The organism is Methyloparacoccus sp. NF-16 (assembly GCF_056880625.1).
The window spans coordinates 3083853-3100828 of the sequence record NZ_CP174130.1 but is presented as its reverse complement, the minus strand read 5'-3'; the positions used below and the strand labels follow the sequence as shown (position 1 = coordinate 3100828).

Genomic DNA, 16976 nt, shown 5'->3' with positions numbered 1-16976 from the left:
CCATCCGCGAGCAGATGGACCAACCTGATGTGAGATCAACTCCCTTGATCCGTATCCCGCTGAAATCGCCTTATTGGTGAGAAAGAGGTATTTCTGCGATACATCAGGCTGGCCCGGGTACCTTACCAGATGTCGTCATGGCATTGCAAAGGCTGCCCGGCCGGATGGCCGCATGCGGCGCGGTGTCTGGCTAGGCATAATGGCGCCGGTGGCGGACGCCACGCATCGCGAAACCACATCCGGGGGTGCGCCCTATGTCCATCAGCCTGAACAGCCTGCTGTCTTCCTCGGGGCTCATGCCGCATGGCATGTGCCTGATGTGGAAGCCGGAACTGCTGATCCTGCATGTCGTGTCGGATACCCTGATCGCGCTGTCCTACTTCTCCATCCCCTTTGCGCTGGCGTTCTTCGTTTCCAAGCGCAAGGATCTGGAATACCGCTGGATGTTCAATCTGTTCGCGGCGTTCATCCTCGCTTGCGGCACCTCGCACGTGTTCGACGTCTGGACGCTGTGGCGCCCGGATTACCTGGCTCAGGGCCTGGTCAAGGCCGCGACGGCCCTCATTTCGTTGGCCAGCGCGATACTGCTCTGGCCGGTGTTGAAACAGGCCCTGCAACTGCCGAGCCCCCGCCAGTTGGCGCTCATCAACGACGATCTGAGCCGCGAAATCGCGATGCGCCGCATGACCGTCTCCCTGCTGGAGGCCGAGGCGCATGAGCGCCGCCAGCTGGAAACCCGCCTGCGGCGCAACGAGGCGCGTCTCAAGACCGTCCTCGATACGGCCGTCGAGGGCATCCTGACGGTCAACGAGCGGGGTGTGGTGGACATGTGCAATCGGGCGGCAGCCCGGATGTTCGGTTATCGGCCGGGCGAACTGGCCGGCCTGCAGGCACAGGCGCTGATACGGATCGACGATCAGCCTCTGGAGCCTGTGCTGCTGGCCCAGCTGTCACGCCGACACCACCAGCTGGAGCGCCCGGTCACCTATTTCGGCTGCAAGCGGAATGGCGACCGCTTCCCGCTGGAAATCTCCGTCGGCGTGTTTCAGGATGGCAGGCAGCATTACACCTGCATCGTGCGGGATATCTCCGAGCGCATCGCCACCGAGGCGATCATGCGCGACAAGGAGGCCCGCCTGAAGCAGCAGCAAGGCGAACTGCGGCACATGCAGCGGCTCAGCACCGTCGGCGAGCTGGCCGCCATGATGGCGCATGAAATCAATCAGCCGCTGGGGGCCATCGTCAATTACCTGGGCGGTGTCCGCTTGCGGTTCGGCCAGCTGCTGCAGGAGCATCCGGGGCTTGCCGATACACTGGAGGAAGCCGTCCGGCTGGCGCAGCGGACCTCGGCCATGGTGCAGGGCATTCGCAACCTGGTGAAGCCGCGCGAGGCTGACCGCGAAAACCTTTGCCTCGGCTGGCTGATCACCGAGACGCTTGCCTTGCTCAAGCCGGAACTCGACCGTCGCCACATCGCGCTGATCGATCGTCTGCCGGCAGACTTGCCGCCCGTCGTGGGGCAACGCATACATCTCCAGCAATTGCTGCTGAACCTGATCCTCAATGCCGTCGATGCCATGGAGCCGCGTCCGACCTCGGCGCGGCAGCTCGTCATCGAGGGCCGCCAGGTGGACGGCCCGGCGGTGGAAATCAGCCTGGCTGATACCGGCATCGGTTTTCCCGCCGATCAGGCACGGGCGATCTTCGAGCCGTTCGTGACCAGCAAGCGCGATGGTATCGGGCTTGGGCTGTCCATCTGCAAGAGCATCGTCGAGGCGCATGGCGGCGAGATCCGGGCTGTCTCCAGCCCGGCCGGCTCCACCTTCATCGTCCGCTTGCCGGTAGTCGCCGCCGGGAGTCAGCGCGCATGACCGAAGAGAGCCGGGTCTTTGTGATCGACGACGATGCCGATATGCGGCTGTCCCTGCAATGGCTGCTGGAATCGGCAGGCTTGCGGGTCTGGCTGTTCGACTCGGCGGAAGCCTTTCTGGCCGCGGATGTCCATCGCCAGCCCGGCTGCCTGCTGCTCGACGTCCGCATGCCGGGGATGGGGGGCATCCGCCTGCTCGAGGAACTCGGGCGCATGGGCTGTCGCCTGCCGGTGATCATGTTCACCGGGCACGGCGATATCGCGATGGCGGTGCAGATCATGAAGGCCGGCGCCTTCGATTTTCTGGAAAAACCCGCCAGCCATCAGCTCATCATCAGCCGCGTGCAGGAGGCGCTGGAAAAGGACCGTCTGCAGCGCAGCCGGCAGCAGGATCTCTCGGACATGGAACAGCGGTTGCAGCAGCTGACGCCGCGCGAGCGGGAAATCCTCGAGCGCCTGACCGAGGGACTTTCGACCCGCGAGATATCCGCCTGCTTCGGCATCAGCGAGCGCACGGTCGAGAAGCACCGCGAGCGGCTGATCCAGAAGTTGAATGCCCGCTCCGTCGTCGATGTGGTGCGCCGCGTGCTGGAGCATCGCAACGGCGCGGAGGCTTCCCCGACGGCGTCCTAGCCGGGACCGGCCTCGGCGTGGGGTGGCGGCTCCATCGGTTGCCAGCCGCCACCCAGCGCCTTGTACAGCGCCACCAGGCTGGTGGCGATGCGGGCATTGCTGGCCACCAGGCTGCTCTGGGCAAGGTACAGCGCCCGCTGTGCCTCCAGCACGTTGAGAAATGCCGTCAGTCCCCGCAGGTAGCGCTCCTCGGACAGGGTCACCGCCAGCGCGTTGGCCGTCACCGACGCGCTCAGCGCACGGCGGCGGTCCTGTTCCCGCTGATAGGCCACCAGCGCGTCCTCCACTTCCCGGAAGGCCGTGAGGATACTCTGCTGGTAGGCCAGCAGGGCCTGCTGCTGCTGGGCGCTGGCCTTGTCGATCTCGGCCTGGATGCGGCCCCAGTTGAAGATCGGCGTGCTGATGCCGCCCGCCATCGCCCAGGATTTACCCACCGGCGTGAAGTCCGACAGGCGGGTATTCTGCAGCCCCAGGAAGCCGGTCAGGTTCAGCTTGGGGTAGAGCTGGGCCGTGGCCGTGCCGACGTCGGCGGTTGCCGCTGCCAGCTGGCGTTCCGCCTGCAGGATGTCCGGGCGGCGGCGCAACAGCTCCGAGGGCAGGTCGGCGATCACATCGGTCGGTGCCGCCGGCACCGGGGTCTGCATCTCCAGCAGATACAGCAGGGTGTCGGGCGATTTGCCCAGCAGCACCGCCAGGGCGTGCGCGTCCTGGCGCGCGGCGATCTCGTAGGCGGGCAGCTGCGAGCGGGTGGTTTCCAGCTGCGCCTGCTGCTGCGCCACTTCCTGCTGGCTGTCCAGGCCGGCGCCCGCGCGCGCCATCGTCAGTTGCAGGGTGTCCTCCTGGGTAGCCAGATTGGCCCGGGTGATGGCCATCTGCTGCTGGTTGGCGCGCAGGTCGATGTACAGCCGCGCCACCTCGCCCAGCAGCGACACCAGCACGGCGCGGCGGTAGTCCTGCTCGGCCTCGATCATCGCCTGGGCCGATTCGATGCGCCGGAACAGGCCGCCGGCGGGATCGATTTCCCACTGCACGTCGAAGCCGGCCTGGATGATGTCGATCAGGTTGTTGCCGAAATAGCCGCCCGCTGCGGGGTTGCTCAGGCCGCCGCCGCCGGTGATGAAATCGTTGCGCCGCTGGCTGGCGTTGGCGCGGCCCTGGAGGCTGGGCAGCCCGGTGGCGATGGTGCGCTGGCGTTCCGCCCGGGCTGCGAGAATCCGCTGCCCGGTCTGGCGGATGTCGAGATTGAAGGCGGCAGCCTCCCGGATGAGCCGGTCGAGTACCGGATCCTTGAAGACCGTCCACCAGGCATCCGGTGGCGGAATGTTGTGGTGGTCGCGGGCGCCGGCATACTTGCCCGGCGTGCCGACCTCGGGCAGACGGTAATCGGGACCGACCATGCAGCCGGCGAGTCCCAGCGCCGCCAGCAGCAGTGCGAGCACCCGGCTCACGGCGGCGTGGCCGCTGTCGGCGGCCGCATGGCTTCCTGGCCGGGCGCCTCGATGAAGACGTCGACCTGCTGGCCGACGTAGGCGGGCAGGCGCTCGCGGTCGAAGCGGTAGAGCGCCTGCAGCACACGCATGTCCACCCGCTCGGTGCTGTCGCCGGTCAGTGACCGCTTGGGTACCACATAGGGCTCCACGTAGGCCAGCGTCAGCGGCGTGCTGAATGCCCGGTTGCCGCGCAGGTAGGCGATGGCGTGGCCACCCGGGCGAAAGCGCCAGGCATCGTTCTCGTCGATATCCACGCGCACGTGCAGCTGGTCCAGGTTGCCCATGACCAGCAGCGGTGTCGTCAGCGGTCCGGCCATGGCGTATTCCCCGGGGCGGATGTTGACCTGCAATATCTCGCCGTCCATCGGTGCCCGGACCGTCAGCCGGTCGAGATTGGTTTCGGCGGCGGCGAGCTGGGCCTCCGCCTGCTGCACCTGCGCCCTGGCGCTGTCCAGCCGTGCCCTGGCGATCAGCACGGCATTGCGGCGGCGTTCCAGTTCCTCGGCGCTGATGGCGCGGCGGTCGGTGACGGCCTCCGCCAGCCGCTGCAAGGTCTGCGCATCGGTCAGTCCGGCGCTGGCTTCCGCCACGGCCGCCCGGGCGCGGGCAAGGTCGGCCCGGCGCATGGCCAGCACCGCCCGCGCGTCGCGGTCGTCGACGCTGAACAGCACCGTGCCCGCCCTGACCTGGTCGCCTACCTTCACCGACAGCGTCTGCACCAGGCCGGGCAGCGCCGCGCCGATGGCGACGTTGCGGTTCTGCGCCTCGATGATCCCGGAGCCGGCGATGAAGGTGCCGAAGGGCGCCTCGGCGGGCTGCACGACCGCCGGCGCCACCGGCACCGGCCGGTTGCCGTTCACGACCGTGTAAACGCCGAAGGCGAAGCCGGCCAGGGCCAGGGCGGGGAGGGTGTATTTGGGCAACATCGCTCAATGTCCGGGCGGCAGCGGACGGATCGCCGGCAGCGTACGCGGCGCCGGCGGGGTGCGGGAACCTTCAGGCATGTCTGTCCTCCAGCGTGATGATGTGGCCGTCGTCCATGTGGGCGATGCTGTCGGCGAACTCGAAGATGCGGGCGTCATGGGTGACGATGATCAGGGCCTTGCGCTCGTCCAGGGCGACGGTCTTGAGCAGTTCCATGACCTTATGCCCGGTGTCGTGATCCAGCGCGCTGGTGGGCTCGTCGCAGACGATCAGCCGCGGGTTGTGCACCAGCGCCCGGGCGATGGCGACGCGCTGCTGCTGGCCGCCGGACAGCTGCGCCGGCAGCGAGCCCAGCCGCTCGCCGAGGCCGACGCGCGCCAGCATCGCCGCCGCCCGCCGCGTGGCCTCCGGCCGCTTGAAGCCATTGATGATGAGCGGGATGGCGGCATTCTCCACCGCCGTCAGGGTCGGCAGCAGGTTGTAGGCCTGGAACACGAAGCCGATGTTCTCGGCACGGAAGCGCAGGCGTTCCTTCTGTCTCAGGTGCAGAAGATCCTCGCCGAACACCTGGCACAGGCCGGCGTCCTGGTCGAGGATGCCGGCGATCACCGAGATCAGCGTGGTCTTGCCGCAGCCGGACGGCCCCACCAGCATCATCAGCCGGCCGGTGTGGATGTCGAGGTCGACGCCCCGCAGCGCCATGACCTTCTGGTCGCCGGTGTCGTAGGTCTTGACCAGGTCGCGGCAGTGAACGGCCAGTTGTGCCATGCCGGCTAGCCCTTGAAGACCACGGCCGGTTCCAGCGCGATCACCTTGCGAATGCTGACCAGCGCCGCGAAGATGCAGATCAGCGTCACGCCCAGCCCGCTGAACAGCAGCAGCTGCCAGGGAAACTTGAACGCCAGGATGGTGTTGCGCATGCTCCAGCCGAACAGCGAGGTCAGTCCCACGCCCAGGCCATAGCCGATCACGCCCACCAGGGCCGCCTGCAGCAGGATCATGCGCAGCAGGGTGCCGTTGCTGGCGCCCATCGCCTTCAGCACGCCGAACTGGCGCAGGTTCTCCATGGTGAAGCTGTAGAAGGTCTGGCCGGCGATCGCGGCACCGACGATGAAGCCCAGCAGCACCGACATGCCGAAATTGATCGGGATGCCGGTGTTCTTCATGAAGTAGGTGTAGGTCAGCCGCTTGAATTCGGCCTGGGTATAGGCGGCCAGCTCGGTGGTGCCCTGGATGCGCGCCTTCAGCGCCATGAGATCGGTGCCCGGTTTCGCCTTGACCAGCACGAAGGACAGCAGCTTGCGTTCCCGCGGCGCGTACAGCATGGCCCGGCTGTAGGTGGTGTAGATCACCGGCTGCGACTGGAAGGTGCGGGTGTTCCTGGCGATGCCGACGACGATGGCGCGGCGGTCGTTGAGTTCCAGGGTGTCGCCGACCTTGAGCGGGATGGGCTGGCCGTCCGGGCCCGGCATGCCCAGTTTTTCCACCGCCCCGTCGCGGTCGACGATCACGGCGTCGGCGCGGCGGAGGTCCTCCAGCCGGCCCTCCAGCATTTCCGGCGGGCCGCCGATCAGCGTGGCGTCGTCCAGGCCGATCAGGTTGCAGGTCTGGAAGTTGCCGTTGGTCAGCCGCGCCTTGATCAGCCCCTTGTACAGCGGCATCGCCCACTCCACCCCCTCGATGCCGCGCACCCGGTACAGCTCCATGTCCTGCAGCGGCTTGACGTCGTCGATGAACTGCACCTTGGGGTCCATCACCCAGATGTCCGGCAGGCCGACATCGGTGATGAAGCTGAAGGTCCGCATCATGATGCCGATGAAGATGGCCGGTTGCTGGGTCATGATCAGCGAGGCGAAGGTCAGGCCCATGACGATGCCGAGATACTTGCCGCGATCGCCCATCAGCATCTTCAACGCGATGTAGTTCATGCGTCCTGCTCCCGCCCCAGCTGCCGCAGCGCCGCCAGCGAGAACCGGTAGATCAGTTCGGCGGTGCGCTCGATGGCCTCGGGACCGGTGAAGAGCTCCGGGCACATCCGCTCGATCATGGGTCGCGAGTGCCGGTAGACCAGACACTGGCCGATGATCTGGAGGATCAGCCGGTCGATGTCCGCCGGCGCCCAGTCGCTGCCCGCCAGCCGCGGCACGATGTCCCGCAGGGCCTGGAAGCGCGGCCGCATGACCGTGTCGACGAGATAGTCCAGCGCCCCGGTCGGGTCGACGATCTCGCGGGCCAGCAGCTGCGCGTGAAAGCCCAGGTGGCTGTCGTCCAGCAGCCGCGAGAGGAGCGAACGGATGAAGAACCGCAGCCGGTCCTCGGGCGGCAGGGTGGCGTCGGCGAAGGCGATCTGCGGATACTTGCGGTCCGCTTCCCGGAACGCGTACATGAGCGCCTCGCGATACAGCGCCTCCTTGCTGCGGAAGTAGTAGTTGACCGAGGCCACGTTGACCTCCGCCCGGGTGCAGATCTCGCGGACGGCGGCCACCTTGAAGCCGTGCTCGGCAAAGATCTCCAGCGCCGCCCGCAGAATGCGGTCGCGGGTCAGATCGGGTTCGTCGGTCGGGGACATGGGCAGTATTCAAACATCAGTTTTAATCATCTTATTGAAACAACTGTTTTGTCGTCAAGTGCAGGCTTTCGGTCGCCGCCGCCCGGGTATGCGGCTTGCTATACTTGCCGCCCTTTCCATACCTCCCGTCACCATCCGCCATGTCCCGCTGGCGCCCGCCTTCGCCCAGATCGTCACCCTACATCACGGCCGACGGCGCCCGTCGGCTGGAGGCCGAACTCCGGCAGCTGTGGGTGCGGCGCGCCGAGGTGACCCAGCACCTGGCGGCGGCCGCAGCCGAGGGCGACCGCTCGGAGAACGCCGAGTACATCTACCGCAAGAAGGAGCTGCGCGAGATCGATCGCCGCCTGCGCTACCTGCAGAAGCGGTTGCCGGCGCTGACCGTGGTCGGCGAACTGCCCGGCAACCGGGAGCGGGTCTTCTTCGGCGCCTGGGTGACACTGGAGGATGCGGCCGGCGAGGAAAGCACCTTCCGCATTGTCGGTGCCGACGAGATCGACCCGCAGCAGGGCTGGATCAGCGTCGACTCGCCCATGGCCCGGGCCCTGCTCAAGAAGGCCGTGGACGACGAGGTGCGGGTTGCCTCCCCCTCCGGCTTCGCCACCTGGTTCATCGTCGGGATCCGCTACCAGGCCGCAGCGCCGCTCGCGGAGCGTCCATGAACCTGCGCATCGTCCTGGCCCAGTTGGATTTCCGGGTTGGCGACATCGCCGGCAATGCCCGCCGCATCCGCGAGACGGCCGCCGAGGCCCGCGACCGGCTGGGCGCGCAGGCAGTGGTGTTCCCGGAGCTGACCCTGTCCGGCTATCCGCCCGAGGATCTCGTGCTGCGCCGGGACTTTCTCACCGCCGTCGAGGCGGCCCTCGACGAGCTGGCCCGCGACATCGACGGCATCACCGCCATCGTCGGTTTTCCCGAGGCCGTCGACGACGGTGTCTACAACAGCGCCGCCGTACTCGGCGAGGGCGCCATCCGCCGGATCTACCGCAAGCAGCGGCTGCCGAACTATGGTGTTTTCGACGAAAAGCGCTACTTCCAGGCCGGCAGCGCGCCCTGCGTGTTCCCGCTGGCCGGCGTGCCGGTCGGGCTGACCATCTGCGAGGACATCTGGCAGCCGGGGCCGGTGGAGCAGGCGGCGGCGGCCGGCGCGCGGCTCATCCTCAACCTCAATGCCTCGCCCTATCAGGCCGGCAAGCTCCGCGACCGCGAAGCGGTGGTGCGCGCGCGCGTCAGCGCCGCCGGCGTGCCCCTGGTCTACGTCAACCTGATCGGCGGGCAGGACGAACTGGTGTTCGACGGTGCTTCCTTCGTCATGGACCGTCAGGGCCGCATCGTGGCCCATGCGCCGGAATTCGGGGAAACGCTGCTGGCGGTGACGTTTGCCGCCGGCGACGACGGCCGGACGGTCGAACCCCGCCCCGGGCCCGTCACACCGCCGCTGCCGGACGATGCCGGCATCTACCGGGCGTTGCTGACCGGCATCCGCGACTACGTGCGCAAGAACCGCTTCCAGGGTGCGGTACTGGGGCTGTCGGGCGGCATCGATTCCGCCCTGACCCTGGCGCTGGCGGCCGATGCCCTGGGACCGGAGCGGGTCGAGGCGCTGCTGATGCCGTCGCGCTACACCGCCGACATGAGCAACGAGGACGCCGTGCGGCAGGCCGAGGCGCTGGGTTGCCGCCATCACGTCATCCCCATCGAGCCCGCCTTCGCCGCCTTCATGGACATGCTGGCGCCGAGTTTCGCCGGCCTGCCGCCCGATACCACCGAGGAGAACATCCAGGCCCGCTGCCGCGGCATCCTGCTGATGGCGTTTTCCAACAAGACCGGCAAGATCCTGCTGACCACCGGCAACAAGAGCGAGATGAGCGTCGGCTATGCCACGCTCTACGGCGACATGGCCGGTGGTTTCGCGCCGCTCAAGGATGTGCCGAAGATGCTGGTCTACCGGCTGGCGGAATACCGCAACAGCCTGTCGCCGGTGATCCCGCGCCGCGTCATCGAGCGCCCGCCCTCGGCGGAACTGCGTCCCGACCAGAAGGACGAGGATTCCCTGCCGCCCTATCCGGTGCTGGACGCGATTCTCGAACGCTACATCGAGCGCGACGAATCGGTCGCCGAGATCATCGCCGCCGGCTATCCGGCGCATGAGGTGGTCCGTGTCGCCCGCATGGTCGACCGCAACGAATACAAGCGTCGCCAGGCGCCGCCAGGGGTCAAGATCAGCCGTCGCGCCTTCGGCCGCGACCGGCGCTATCCGATGACGCACGGCTTCGGCGGCTAGCTCCGCCGCGCGCTTGCGGGTGCCGTCATCAGGCGTGGCGGGTATGAAGTCCGCCATGCGGGTTATCATGCGTGCCAGCCGGTTGACTCGAACGACCGGGTCAATGGGCAACGGCAACCCGCGATTCGTCAGCAGAAGCAATTGGCATGATTTTTGCCGAATCACAACGTATCATTTTCACCACGGAACCCGCGTGGTGTCTGGCTTTTTTGTTTTTTGCCGCGTCATGCGAAGTCAGGCTATAAACGGAAATGTGTGTAGCTAGGTGTGTAGCTAGAAAAAGTTGGTATTACTGGGCTTTCGCATGGCGGGGAAGATCACCGACGTACAACTGAGACACTGGATCAGGGCCGGCAGGCCGCTGGCCAAGGCGCAAGGCGAGGTGGCGGGCTTGACGTTCACCCTGTCGGCATCGGGCACGGCATCCTGGGTGCTGAGATACCGTTTCGGTGGCAAGCAGCGCGAATTGACACTTGGCCGGTATCCCGACATCGGCGTTGCGGAAGCCAAGCGCCTGGCGCTGGCGGAACGCGCAAAAATCCATCAGGGCGCAGACCCGGCACGCGATAAACGGCTGGCCAAGCTGGAGCGGGCCGGCAGCATGACGCTGGCTAAGCTGGCAGAGGACTATTCCGGCAAGATCGTTCCGACGCTGGCTACCAACACGCGACGGATGCGGCAGTCGTACATCGACGACATTGTGTCCTCACTAGGGCCGATCCTGGCCAAGGACCTGACCGGTGCTGATGTTGTCGGGCTGATAGAGCGCGTCGGGCGGCAGCGGGGGGCCATCGTGGCGGGTAAGCTGATGGGGGCCTTGCGCGGATTGATGGCGCATGGCGTGGCCAAGCGGGTTATCGCATCCGACCCCGCCCATGGAATACGCGTTATGGCCATATGCGGCGCGGAACCTGCACCACGCCAGCGGCTGATGCTTGGCGAAGAAGAAATCCGCGTACTCATGACGACCAGCGTGCTGCCAGAATCACCCCACCTTGCCGTGAAAATCATGCTTGGGACGTGCGTGCGCGTCAGTGAGCTTGTCGAGGCAAAGTGGGAACACGTCGACCTGACCGCATTGATCTGGACGGTCCCCAAGAGCAAGACGTCTTCCGAGCCGTTCAGAATCCCGCTGTCAAAACCTGTGGCGGGGTGGCTCACGCGCCTGAGAGAGCTGGCGCGGTCGTCGGCGTGGGTGCTGCCATCGCCAAACGGGAAAGCGCCGAGGACCGCCAGCAGCATTCGTGACGTGCTGCGCGACCGGGACATTGGCATCCGCAAATTCTCTCCACATGACTTGAGGTCAACGGCGAGATCGCACTTAGCCCAGTTGGGCGTCAACCCCGAGATCGCGGAGCGATGCCTTAACCACCACGTCCCTGGACTGGTTGGCATCTACGACAAACACGACCGCTTCGACGAGCGCCGCCGGGCGCTGGCCCTGCTGGGCGACTTCCTAGAAGCTTGCGAGGCCGGGACGCCATGGACCCCGGCGGAAGGCAACGTGGTGCCAATCCGACATGTCCGCTGACGGCACGGCCAAAGTTCACATAAATCAATGGCTTGCGATAAACATCAGAATTGTGCTTGACACCATAAAAAACCATGAGACGATGACTCCATGAGCTGACCCGGCACGCCGGCACGCTCACCAGCAACCCGCCCCAAGGCCGCTTGCGAACCAACCCCACCGGGGGACAGTTCTGGCGGTTTTTTTATGCCGACTGTTCCCCGGTGGTCGATCAAATCGACATCGAGGTTCACTGTGGCAACACAATCGACATCAACACCACGGCGCGGCCGTCCCCGCAAGGACGCGTCCGCCACTCCCGCTTCGCCGGCTGATGACGCCGCCCTGCTGGCGTCCGTGCTGGCCGGCTTCGACGAGCTTCCAGATATCGCACATGTGCGTCTGCCGGTTGTCCGCGCGCTGTATGGCTTCTGTTCCGCATCAACGATCTGGCGTGGCGTGCGCAATGGCACGGTCCCGGAGCCGGTCACGCTGGGCGAGCGCATGACCGCCTGGCGTGTTGGCGACTTGCGTGCTGCGCTGAACACGAGAGGTGCAGCATGATGGTCCACTGCTTGACAGTCCCAGGCGGTCAGGGACAAACTGTTGCCCGCCACCGCCTCAATGAGGTGGCCGGTCTTGGTCGACCGCAACAACAGGCGCACGAAAGCCGCGCCATTTCTGGGAGCGGCTTTTCTCTGCACAATGGAAAGTCCTATGGGCGTTCCATGTGGGAGGGGGCAACCCCTGCCGGTCCTGTTGCCGGTCGACCAACCCGCATGGAATCGCCCACCCCCTTGGTCGGGGGTGAGCGGTTTTCGCAACCGCAACAACAGGACTTCACCATGTCACACGCCAACACCCTGGGCGCAACCCGCCCGAACACCACCACCTCCACCACCACCACCGACGGCATCGCCACTGAAACCAAGTGGATTCAGGAGGCCACCCTTGTTAAGCGACTGCGGCGCAAGTTGGCGTCAATGGACCTTGCGCTCCGGCGGAACCGCCAGGGCAGCGCCGACCGCGCCAAGTATGGCGAGTGGACGGCCATCGACCCGAAGAGCCGCGCCATCATCTGGCACAACGTGTTGTTGTGCGAAATGGCCCGAGATTTAGGCGTACTGGCCCCCGACGAGCGCATCGACCCGCCAGCATACGCCGGATGGAGGTTCTACGTGGCGATCCAGCGGATCGCCTGCGTCGACGGGATCAATACTGTGCTCAATGAGCGTGTTTCGCGCGATTTCACGACCGCCGAAGCGGCACGCAAAGCGGCAGAGCGGTTTGACGGCGATGACATCGTTGTCGTCGGCTACGACGGCACGCTGGCTGATCGGCAGGAGGGCCGCCATGACGCCAGATAAACGAAAGCCGCGCCCGGCGGCAACCGGGAACGCGGCCAATTTCGAAATACAGCAAGGCAAGAATACCAAACTGCGCGAGACAGTCGCAATGGTGTTTGTAAGCTTGCTGTACGCCGTCCTGCTGCTGGACTGGACCTTGGGCATGCTTGAAGCACAGCGGGTATCCGCCTTGCGCATGGCCAAGATCGCATCGATGCAAGCGGAGGTGACCAATGAATAACGTCATCGACGCTTTCTCTGATGCCATGGCCGCCGCTGGCATCGTCACCCGTGATCCGATCCTGGCCGATAGCGCACTGCACCGCATCCACATCGAGGGCCATCGGCACGGCACCCGTAACGGTGCTTACATCCTGCACAGCAACGGCGTCCCGGCCGGCTGGTTCATGGATTTCGTGTCTGGCGCAACCGGCACCTGGAAATCCGGCGGCGGCAACTGGACCATGGACGACGCAACCCGCCGCATCATCGAAGCTGACCGGCGGAAACGCCAGGCTGAGCAGCATGAGCGCGAAGCCTGGAAGGCGTCGGAGGCTTGCCGCGTCTGGAATGCTGCAACGCCGTGCGCAAGCCATCCCTACCTGAGCCGCAAGGGCGTCAAGGCCCACGGCCTTCGCGTCGGCACCTGGCGGAAGTGGGTACAGACAGGCGATGGCTGGCGCGAACTCGCCATCGACAACACCCTGTTCATTCCGGTTGTGGACCCCGGCGGCAAGCTGGTGAATCTGCAAGGCATTTTCCCAGAGCCGCATCCTGACTTGGGCCGCGACAAGGATTTCCTCGGGGGCAGGAAGAAGGGATGCGCCTTCTATATAGGTGAACCGACCGACACCGTGCTGATCGCCGAAGGCTACGCCACCGCTGCAACCCTGCACGAGGTCACGGGGCACATGACGGTAGTGGCGTTTGACTGCGGAAACCTGCTGGACGTGGCCCGCTCGGTTCGCCAGGCGATGCCCAACGCCAAGCTGATCGTCTGTGGCGACAACGACCGCCATACGGACGGCAATCCGGGTTTGACAAAGGCTAGGGCGGCTGCTGTGGCTGTTGGCGGCAAGCTGTCGGTGCCCGCCTTCCCGCCGGGATGCCCATGCACCGATTGGAATGATTGGTACCAATTCAGGGAGGAGCACGGCCATGAGTGACCTGAACATTTTCTCTCCGGCGGATTTTCTACCGGAACAACATTCACCAGCTTCACAAAGTTCACACGAGACCGAGGATGTGGCGGCCTGCCTTGCCGCTGATGACGTGGTGGATGGTTCCGATGTGGGGCAAAAAGATTCTCCACAGGATTTTCTACCGGAACAACATTCACCAGCTTCACAAAGTTCACACGAGACCGAGGATGTGGCGGCCTGCCTTGCCGCTGATGACGTGGTGGATGGTTCCGATGTGGGGCAAAAAGATTCTCCACAGGATTTTCTACCGGAACAACATTCACCAGCTTCACAAAGTTCACGCGGCCCTGAGGATGTGGCCATCGATCCGACGCTGGAGGCTGTGGCCGAGGCCGTGGCGACGGTGGAGCGCGTCATTGCCGGATGCCAGGATGATCCTGGACTTCTGGCTGATGCTGGCTTCATTGCGGCACTGGCCTTCATCCGCCAGCATGACCCGGCTGAGGCATTCCGGCTGCGCGACAAGCTCAAGCGCAAGAAGCCGTCGGGCGTGCTCCTCTCCGACATCGAAAAAATGGTGCGTGATGAAGCTGGTGACGGTGGCAGCGAGGAGCCGCAGACCGCCGACCGATTGATCGAGCTTGCGCTAGAGCTTGGCGACCTGTCGCATGATCCCGAGCGTCATCCCTACTTCACCACCAAGGCCGCGCCGCACCAGACCTTCCGCGTCGACTCTTCCGCTTTCAAGGATTACCTGTCCTTTGCTTTCTACATGAGAACCAAGGAGGAGCGCGCCGGCGGCATCGGTGTCGCGGCATCCGATACGGCGTTCAGGTCGGCAACCGTTGCACTATCCGGTATTGCCATGCACGAGGGGCCGGAGGAGCGTGTGTGGCTGCGGGTGGCGCAGCACCAGAACGGCATCATCATTGATCTGGGTGACAGCACGCGCCGCGTGGTTGAGGTGCTGCCGACCGGGTGGCGCATTCTCCAGCAGTCACCCGTGAAGTTCCTGCTGCCGAACAGCATGGCCCCGTTGCCGGTACCGGTCCCGGGTGGCGACTACAGCCAGCTATGGCGCTTCGCCAACATCCCGGTCGAGGCGCGACCGCTGGTGACGGCCTGGCACATGGAGTCATTCCGGCCAAACACCCCGCATCCGGTGCTGTGCCTGTGCGGCCGCCAGGGCTGTGCCAAGTCATCCACCCAGAAGCGGCTGCGCCGGTTGATCGATCCCAACATCGTCAACCTGCGGGCCGCGCCAAAGTCCATCGAGGATGTGTTCGTATCGGCGGGCGTGAACTGGGTGGCTAGTTTCGAGAATATCTCCCACCTGTCGCCCGCCATGCAGGATGCCTTGTGCACGCTGGCCACCGGTGGCGGATTCGCTGCGCGGACGCTCTTCACTAATAGTGAAGAAACCATCATCGAGGCCAAGCGCCCCATCGTTATTAACTCCATCCCGCCCGTAGTGACGGCGCAAGACCTGATGGACCGCGTAATCCACATCGAGCTGCCACAGTTGGACGGGTATCGAGAGGAAGAGATCGTCGAGGCCGAGTTCGAGGAGGCCGCGCCCGGCATCTTTGGCGGATTGCTGGACCTGATGGTGGCCACCCTGGCCAGGCTGTCGCTGGTGGACTGGCACCCGCGCGACATCCGCATGATTGACTTCGTGCGCCTTGGTGAATCGATGATGACCAGCATGGGCGGCACCAGGGGCGAGTTCTCACGCCTGTACGGCGACAATCGCCGTGACAGTGTGGCGCGTGGGCTGGAGGCATCACCTGTGGCGCTGGCTGTGAGGGACATGGTGGATGGCCACGCGGGCGGGCCGGTCGTGTTCTTCGGAACGATGAAGCACTTGCTGCTGAAGCTCAGCGACTTCAAGCCGGACTCGGAGCCGGCCTGGCCGAGATCCCCCAAGGGCCTGGGCGACGCGCTCCGTCGGCAGATTCCGGCCCTGGCCAGCATCGGCATCGAGATCGCCATCCACAAGCCAGGGCGCGACGGTGTGACGGTCGAGATTCGCAACCGTGAACATCGTGAACGTCGTGAACAACGTTCCGGTAGCAAATCTCAGGGAGAGAATTTTTCGCCTGATGTGGAGATTTTCTGATGGACGCGGCAACCTTCATCCATCGCATCCGTGAGTCAGGCTTCACGTTGACCGAGGTGGACGGTAATCTCGCCGTCAGTCCCGCCGCCCGGCTGGAGCCTGGCCAGCGTCGATACATCGTTGACCACAAGGCCGATCTGGTGGCGGCACTCCGAGCATCGGAGTCGCTGCTACCGGCAGGGCCGGCCGGCAATGACATCGAACCGGCAAACCATCGCCACCAGGTACCGCCCGATCTGGAGCAGCTGGCCTTGGTGGTTTGCAAGCTCTACGGCGATACCAACCGGGACAAGGCCGACATGCTGGCCGACCTGGCCGGGTATCCGCCGGATGCCTGGCCGGCGCTGGCCGCGCACTTCCAGCGCAAACTGGATCCTGTCGCCTGCGCCACCTGCCGGCATGCGCGCCGTCACCAACATCCGATGCTGGCCGCCTGCACTGCCGGCGTGGACTCGGGCACGGTCGTTGGCGGCTACTGGGCAACTGACCGGCACCTGTGCGCTTGGTACTCGGGCGAGGAGGTGGCGGCATGACTGCCACCCCCCACTTCGGCCCCGGCCATCCTGATGCAGTGCGGTGCAAGGATTGCACGCACTGTCCGGCACGGCCGAGCAAGATATGTGAGATCGCGCATCGGCAGCCGATCGGTTATGGCTACTGGCGCAAGTGCTCGGCATACGACCCTGCCCCACGCCACCCGCCGTTGCTTGCCGGGCCGACGAAAACCGAGGAGCGGTTCCGGGTTCCCGACTGGCAGATACGCGGAAAGACCTTTGACGCTTTTTGCGACGAATGCTGGATCGTGTCCGACTCTTCCGTTGAGCCTGCCTGGGCCGCCGACGAGGAACTAGCCGTAACGCTGTTCATCCGGTGGCTGCGGCAGAAGCGGGCCGAGGAGGCCCGGCGGTTTGAGATCGGTCGACGCCGGGCGACGCTCAAGACTGTGTGACGCGCGCGGCGTTTGACACTTTTGCACCGCGAGCCGGAATCACCCGATCAACCCGACTATCCCGACTCTCGCGCCAGCAAAACATCCGCGCATGAGTCGGGTAAGTCGGGTAAGTCGGGTGGTTTTCAGCCAAGCCAAAA

Annotated in this window: 17 protein-coding genes; 12 read left to right on the top strand and 5 right to left on the bottom strand. The window is 65.3% G+C overall.

Annotated features, from left to right (window positions below; all coding sequences use genetic code 11):
* Positions 1-254 precede the first annotated feature (254 nt).
* Both ACH5N8_RS14660 and ACH5N8_RS14655 read left to right on the top strand, forming a co-directional pair.
* On the top strand, positions 255-1871 hold the full coding sequence (locus ACH5N8_RS14660) for a two-component system sensor histidine kinase NtrB (protein WP_483281861.1): 1617 nt from the start codon (positions 255-257) through the stop codon (positions 1869-1871).
* Complete coding sequence (locus ACH5N8_RS14655) at positions 1868-2503, top strand: response regulator transcription factor (protein ID WP_483281860.1); 636 nt, start codon at positions 1868-1870, stop codon at positions 2501-2503. Before ACH5N8_RS14660 ends, ACH5N8_RS14655 begins: the two co-directional genes overlap by 4 nt.
* Here the strand turns inward: ACH5N8_RS14655 and ACH5N8_RS14650 are convergent.
* From ACH5N8_RS14650 to ACH5N8_RS14630, 5 genes are all read right to left on the bottom strand, one after another.
* Positions 2500-3951, bottom strand: coding sequence for an efflux transporter outer membrane subunit (locus ACH5N8_RS14650; protein WP_483281859.1), 1452 nt, complete (start codon positions 3949-3951; stop codon positions 2500-2502). The genes ACH5N8_RS14655 and ACH5N8_RS14650 overlap by 4 nt on opposite strands.
* Positions 3948-4919, bottom strand: coding sequence for an efflux RND transporter periplasmic adaptor subunit (locus tag ACH5N8_RS14645; RefSeq protein WP_483281858.1), 972 nt, complete (start codon positions 4917-4919; stop codon positions 3948-3950). The genes ACH5N8_RS14650 and ACH5N8_RS14645 overlap by 4 nt, the downstream gene beginning before the upstream one ends.
* Before the next feature lie 70 nt (positions 4920-4989).
* Positions 4990-5685 carry an ABC transporter ATP-binding protein gene (locus ACH5N8_RS14640; protein ID WP_460028842.1) on the bottom strand — a complete coding sequence of 232 codons (696 nt, stop codon included), beginning with the start codon at positions 5683-5685 and terminating at the stop codon, positions 4990-4992.
* A gap of 5 nt (positions 5686-5690) precedes the next feature.
* A complete protein-coding gene (locus ACH5N8_RS14635; protein ID WP_483281857.1) occupies positions 5691-6845 on the bottom strand; it encodes an ABC transporter permease in 1155 nt (384 codons plus the stop codon).
* Complete coding sequence (locus ACH5N8_RS14630) at positions 6842-7486, bottom strand: CerR family C-terminal domain-containing protein (RefSeq protein WP_483281856.1); 645 nt, start codon at positions 7484-7486, stop codon at positions 6842-6844. The genes ACH5N8_RS14635 and ACH5N8_RS14630 overlap by 4 nt, the downstream gene beginning before the upstream one ends.
* Before the next feature lie 140 nt (positions 7487-7626).
* Here ACH5N8_RS14630 and greB point away from each other — a divergent pair, with 140 nt between their 5' ends.
* The 10 genes from greB (at position 7627) to ACH5N8_RS14580 (ending at position 16836) form a co-directional block, all read left to right on the top strand.
* Positions 7627-8148 carry a transcription elongation factor GreB gene (gene greB / locus ACH5N8_RS14625; RefSeq protein ID WP_483281855.1) on the top strand — a complete coding sequence of 174 codons (522 nt, stop codon included), beginning with the start codon at positions 7627-7629 and terminating at the stop codon, positions 8146-8148.
* Positions 8145-9770 carry an NAD+ synthase gene (locus ACH5N8_RS14620; protein WP_483281854.1) on the top strand — a complete coding sequence of 542 codons (1626 nt, stop codon included), beginning with the start codon at positions 8145-8147 and terminating at the stop codon, positions 9768-9770. The genes greB and ACH5N8_RS14620 overlap by 4 nt, the downstream gene beginning before the upstream one ends.
* A gap of 304 nt (positions 9771-10074) precedes the next feature.
* A complete protein-coding gene (locus tag ACH5N8_RS14615) occupies positions 10075-11301 on the top strand; it encodes a tyrosine-type recombinase/integrase (protein ID WP_483281853.1) in 1227 nt (408 codons plus the stop codon).
* 234 nt (positions 11302-11535) lie between these two features.
* On the top strand, positions 11536-11844 hold the full coding sequence (locus ACH5N8_RS14610; RefSeq protein WP_483281852.1) for a helix-turn-helix transcriptional regulator: 309 nt from the start codon (positions 11536-11538) through the stop codon (positions 11842-11844).
* Between the two features lie 215 nt (positions 11845-12059).
* Entirely contained in the window at positions 12060-12647 is a 588-nt protein-coding gene (locus ACH5N8_RS14605; protein WP_483281851.1) for a hypothetical protein, read from the top strand.
* Complete coding sequence (locus ACH5N8_RS14600) at positions 12634-12867, top strand: hypothetical protein (protein WP_483281850.1); 234 nt, start codon at positions 12634-12636, stop codon at positions 12865-12867. The genes ACH5N8_RS14605 and ACH5N8_RS14600 overlap by 14 nt, the downstream gene beginning before the upstream one ends.
* Positions 12860-13792, top strand: coding sequence for a toprim domain-containing protein (locus ACH5N8_RS14595; RefSeq protein ID WP_483281849.1), 933 nt, complete (start codon positions 12860-12862; stop codon positions 13790-13792). Before ACH5N8_RS14600 ends, ACH5N8_RS14595 begins: the two co-directional genes overlap by 8 nt.
* A complete protein-coding gene (locus ACH5N8_RS14590; protein WP_483281848.1) occupies positions 13785-15887 on the top strand; it encodes a hypothetical protein in 2103 nt (700 codons plus the stop codon). Before ACH5N8_RS14595 ends, ACH5N8_RS14590 begins: the two co-directional genes overlap by 8 nt.
* Entirely contained in the window at positions 15887-16420 is a 534-nt protein-coding gene (locus ACH5N8_RS14585; RefSeq protein WP_483281847.1) for a hypothetical protein, read from the top strand. The genes ACH5N8_RS14590 and ACH5N8_RS14585 overlap by 1 nt, the downstream gene beginning before the upstream one ends.
* The gene (locus ACH5N8_RS14580; protein ID WP_483281846.1) at positions 16417-16836 is read left to right on the top strand and encodes a hypothetical protein; all 420 of its coding nucleotides are present in this window, start codon (positions 16417-16419) and stop codon (positions 16834-16836) included. Before ACH5N8_RS14585 ends, ACH5N8_RS14580 begins: the two co-directional genes overlap by 4 nt.
* Positions 16837-16976: the final 140 nt, after the last annotated feature.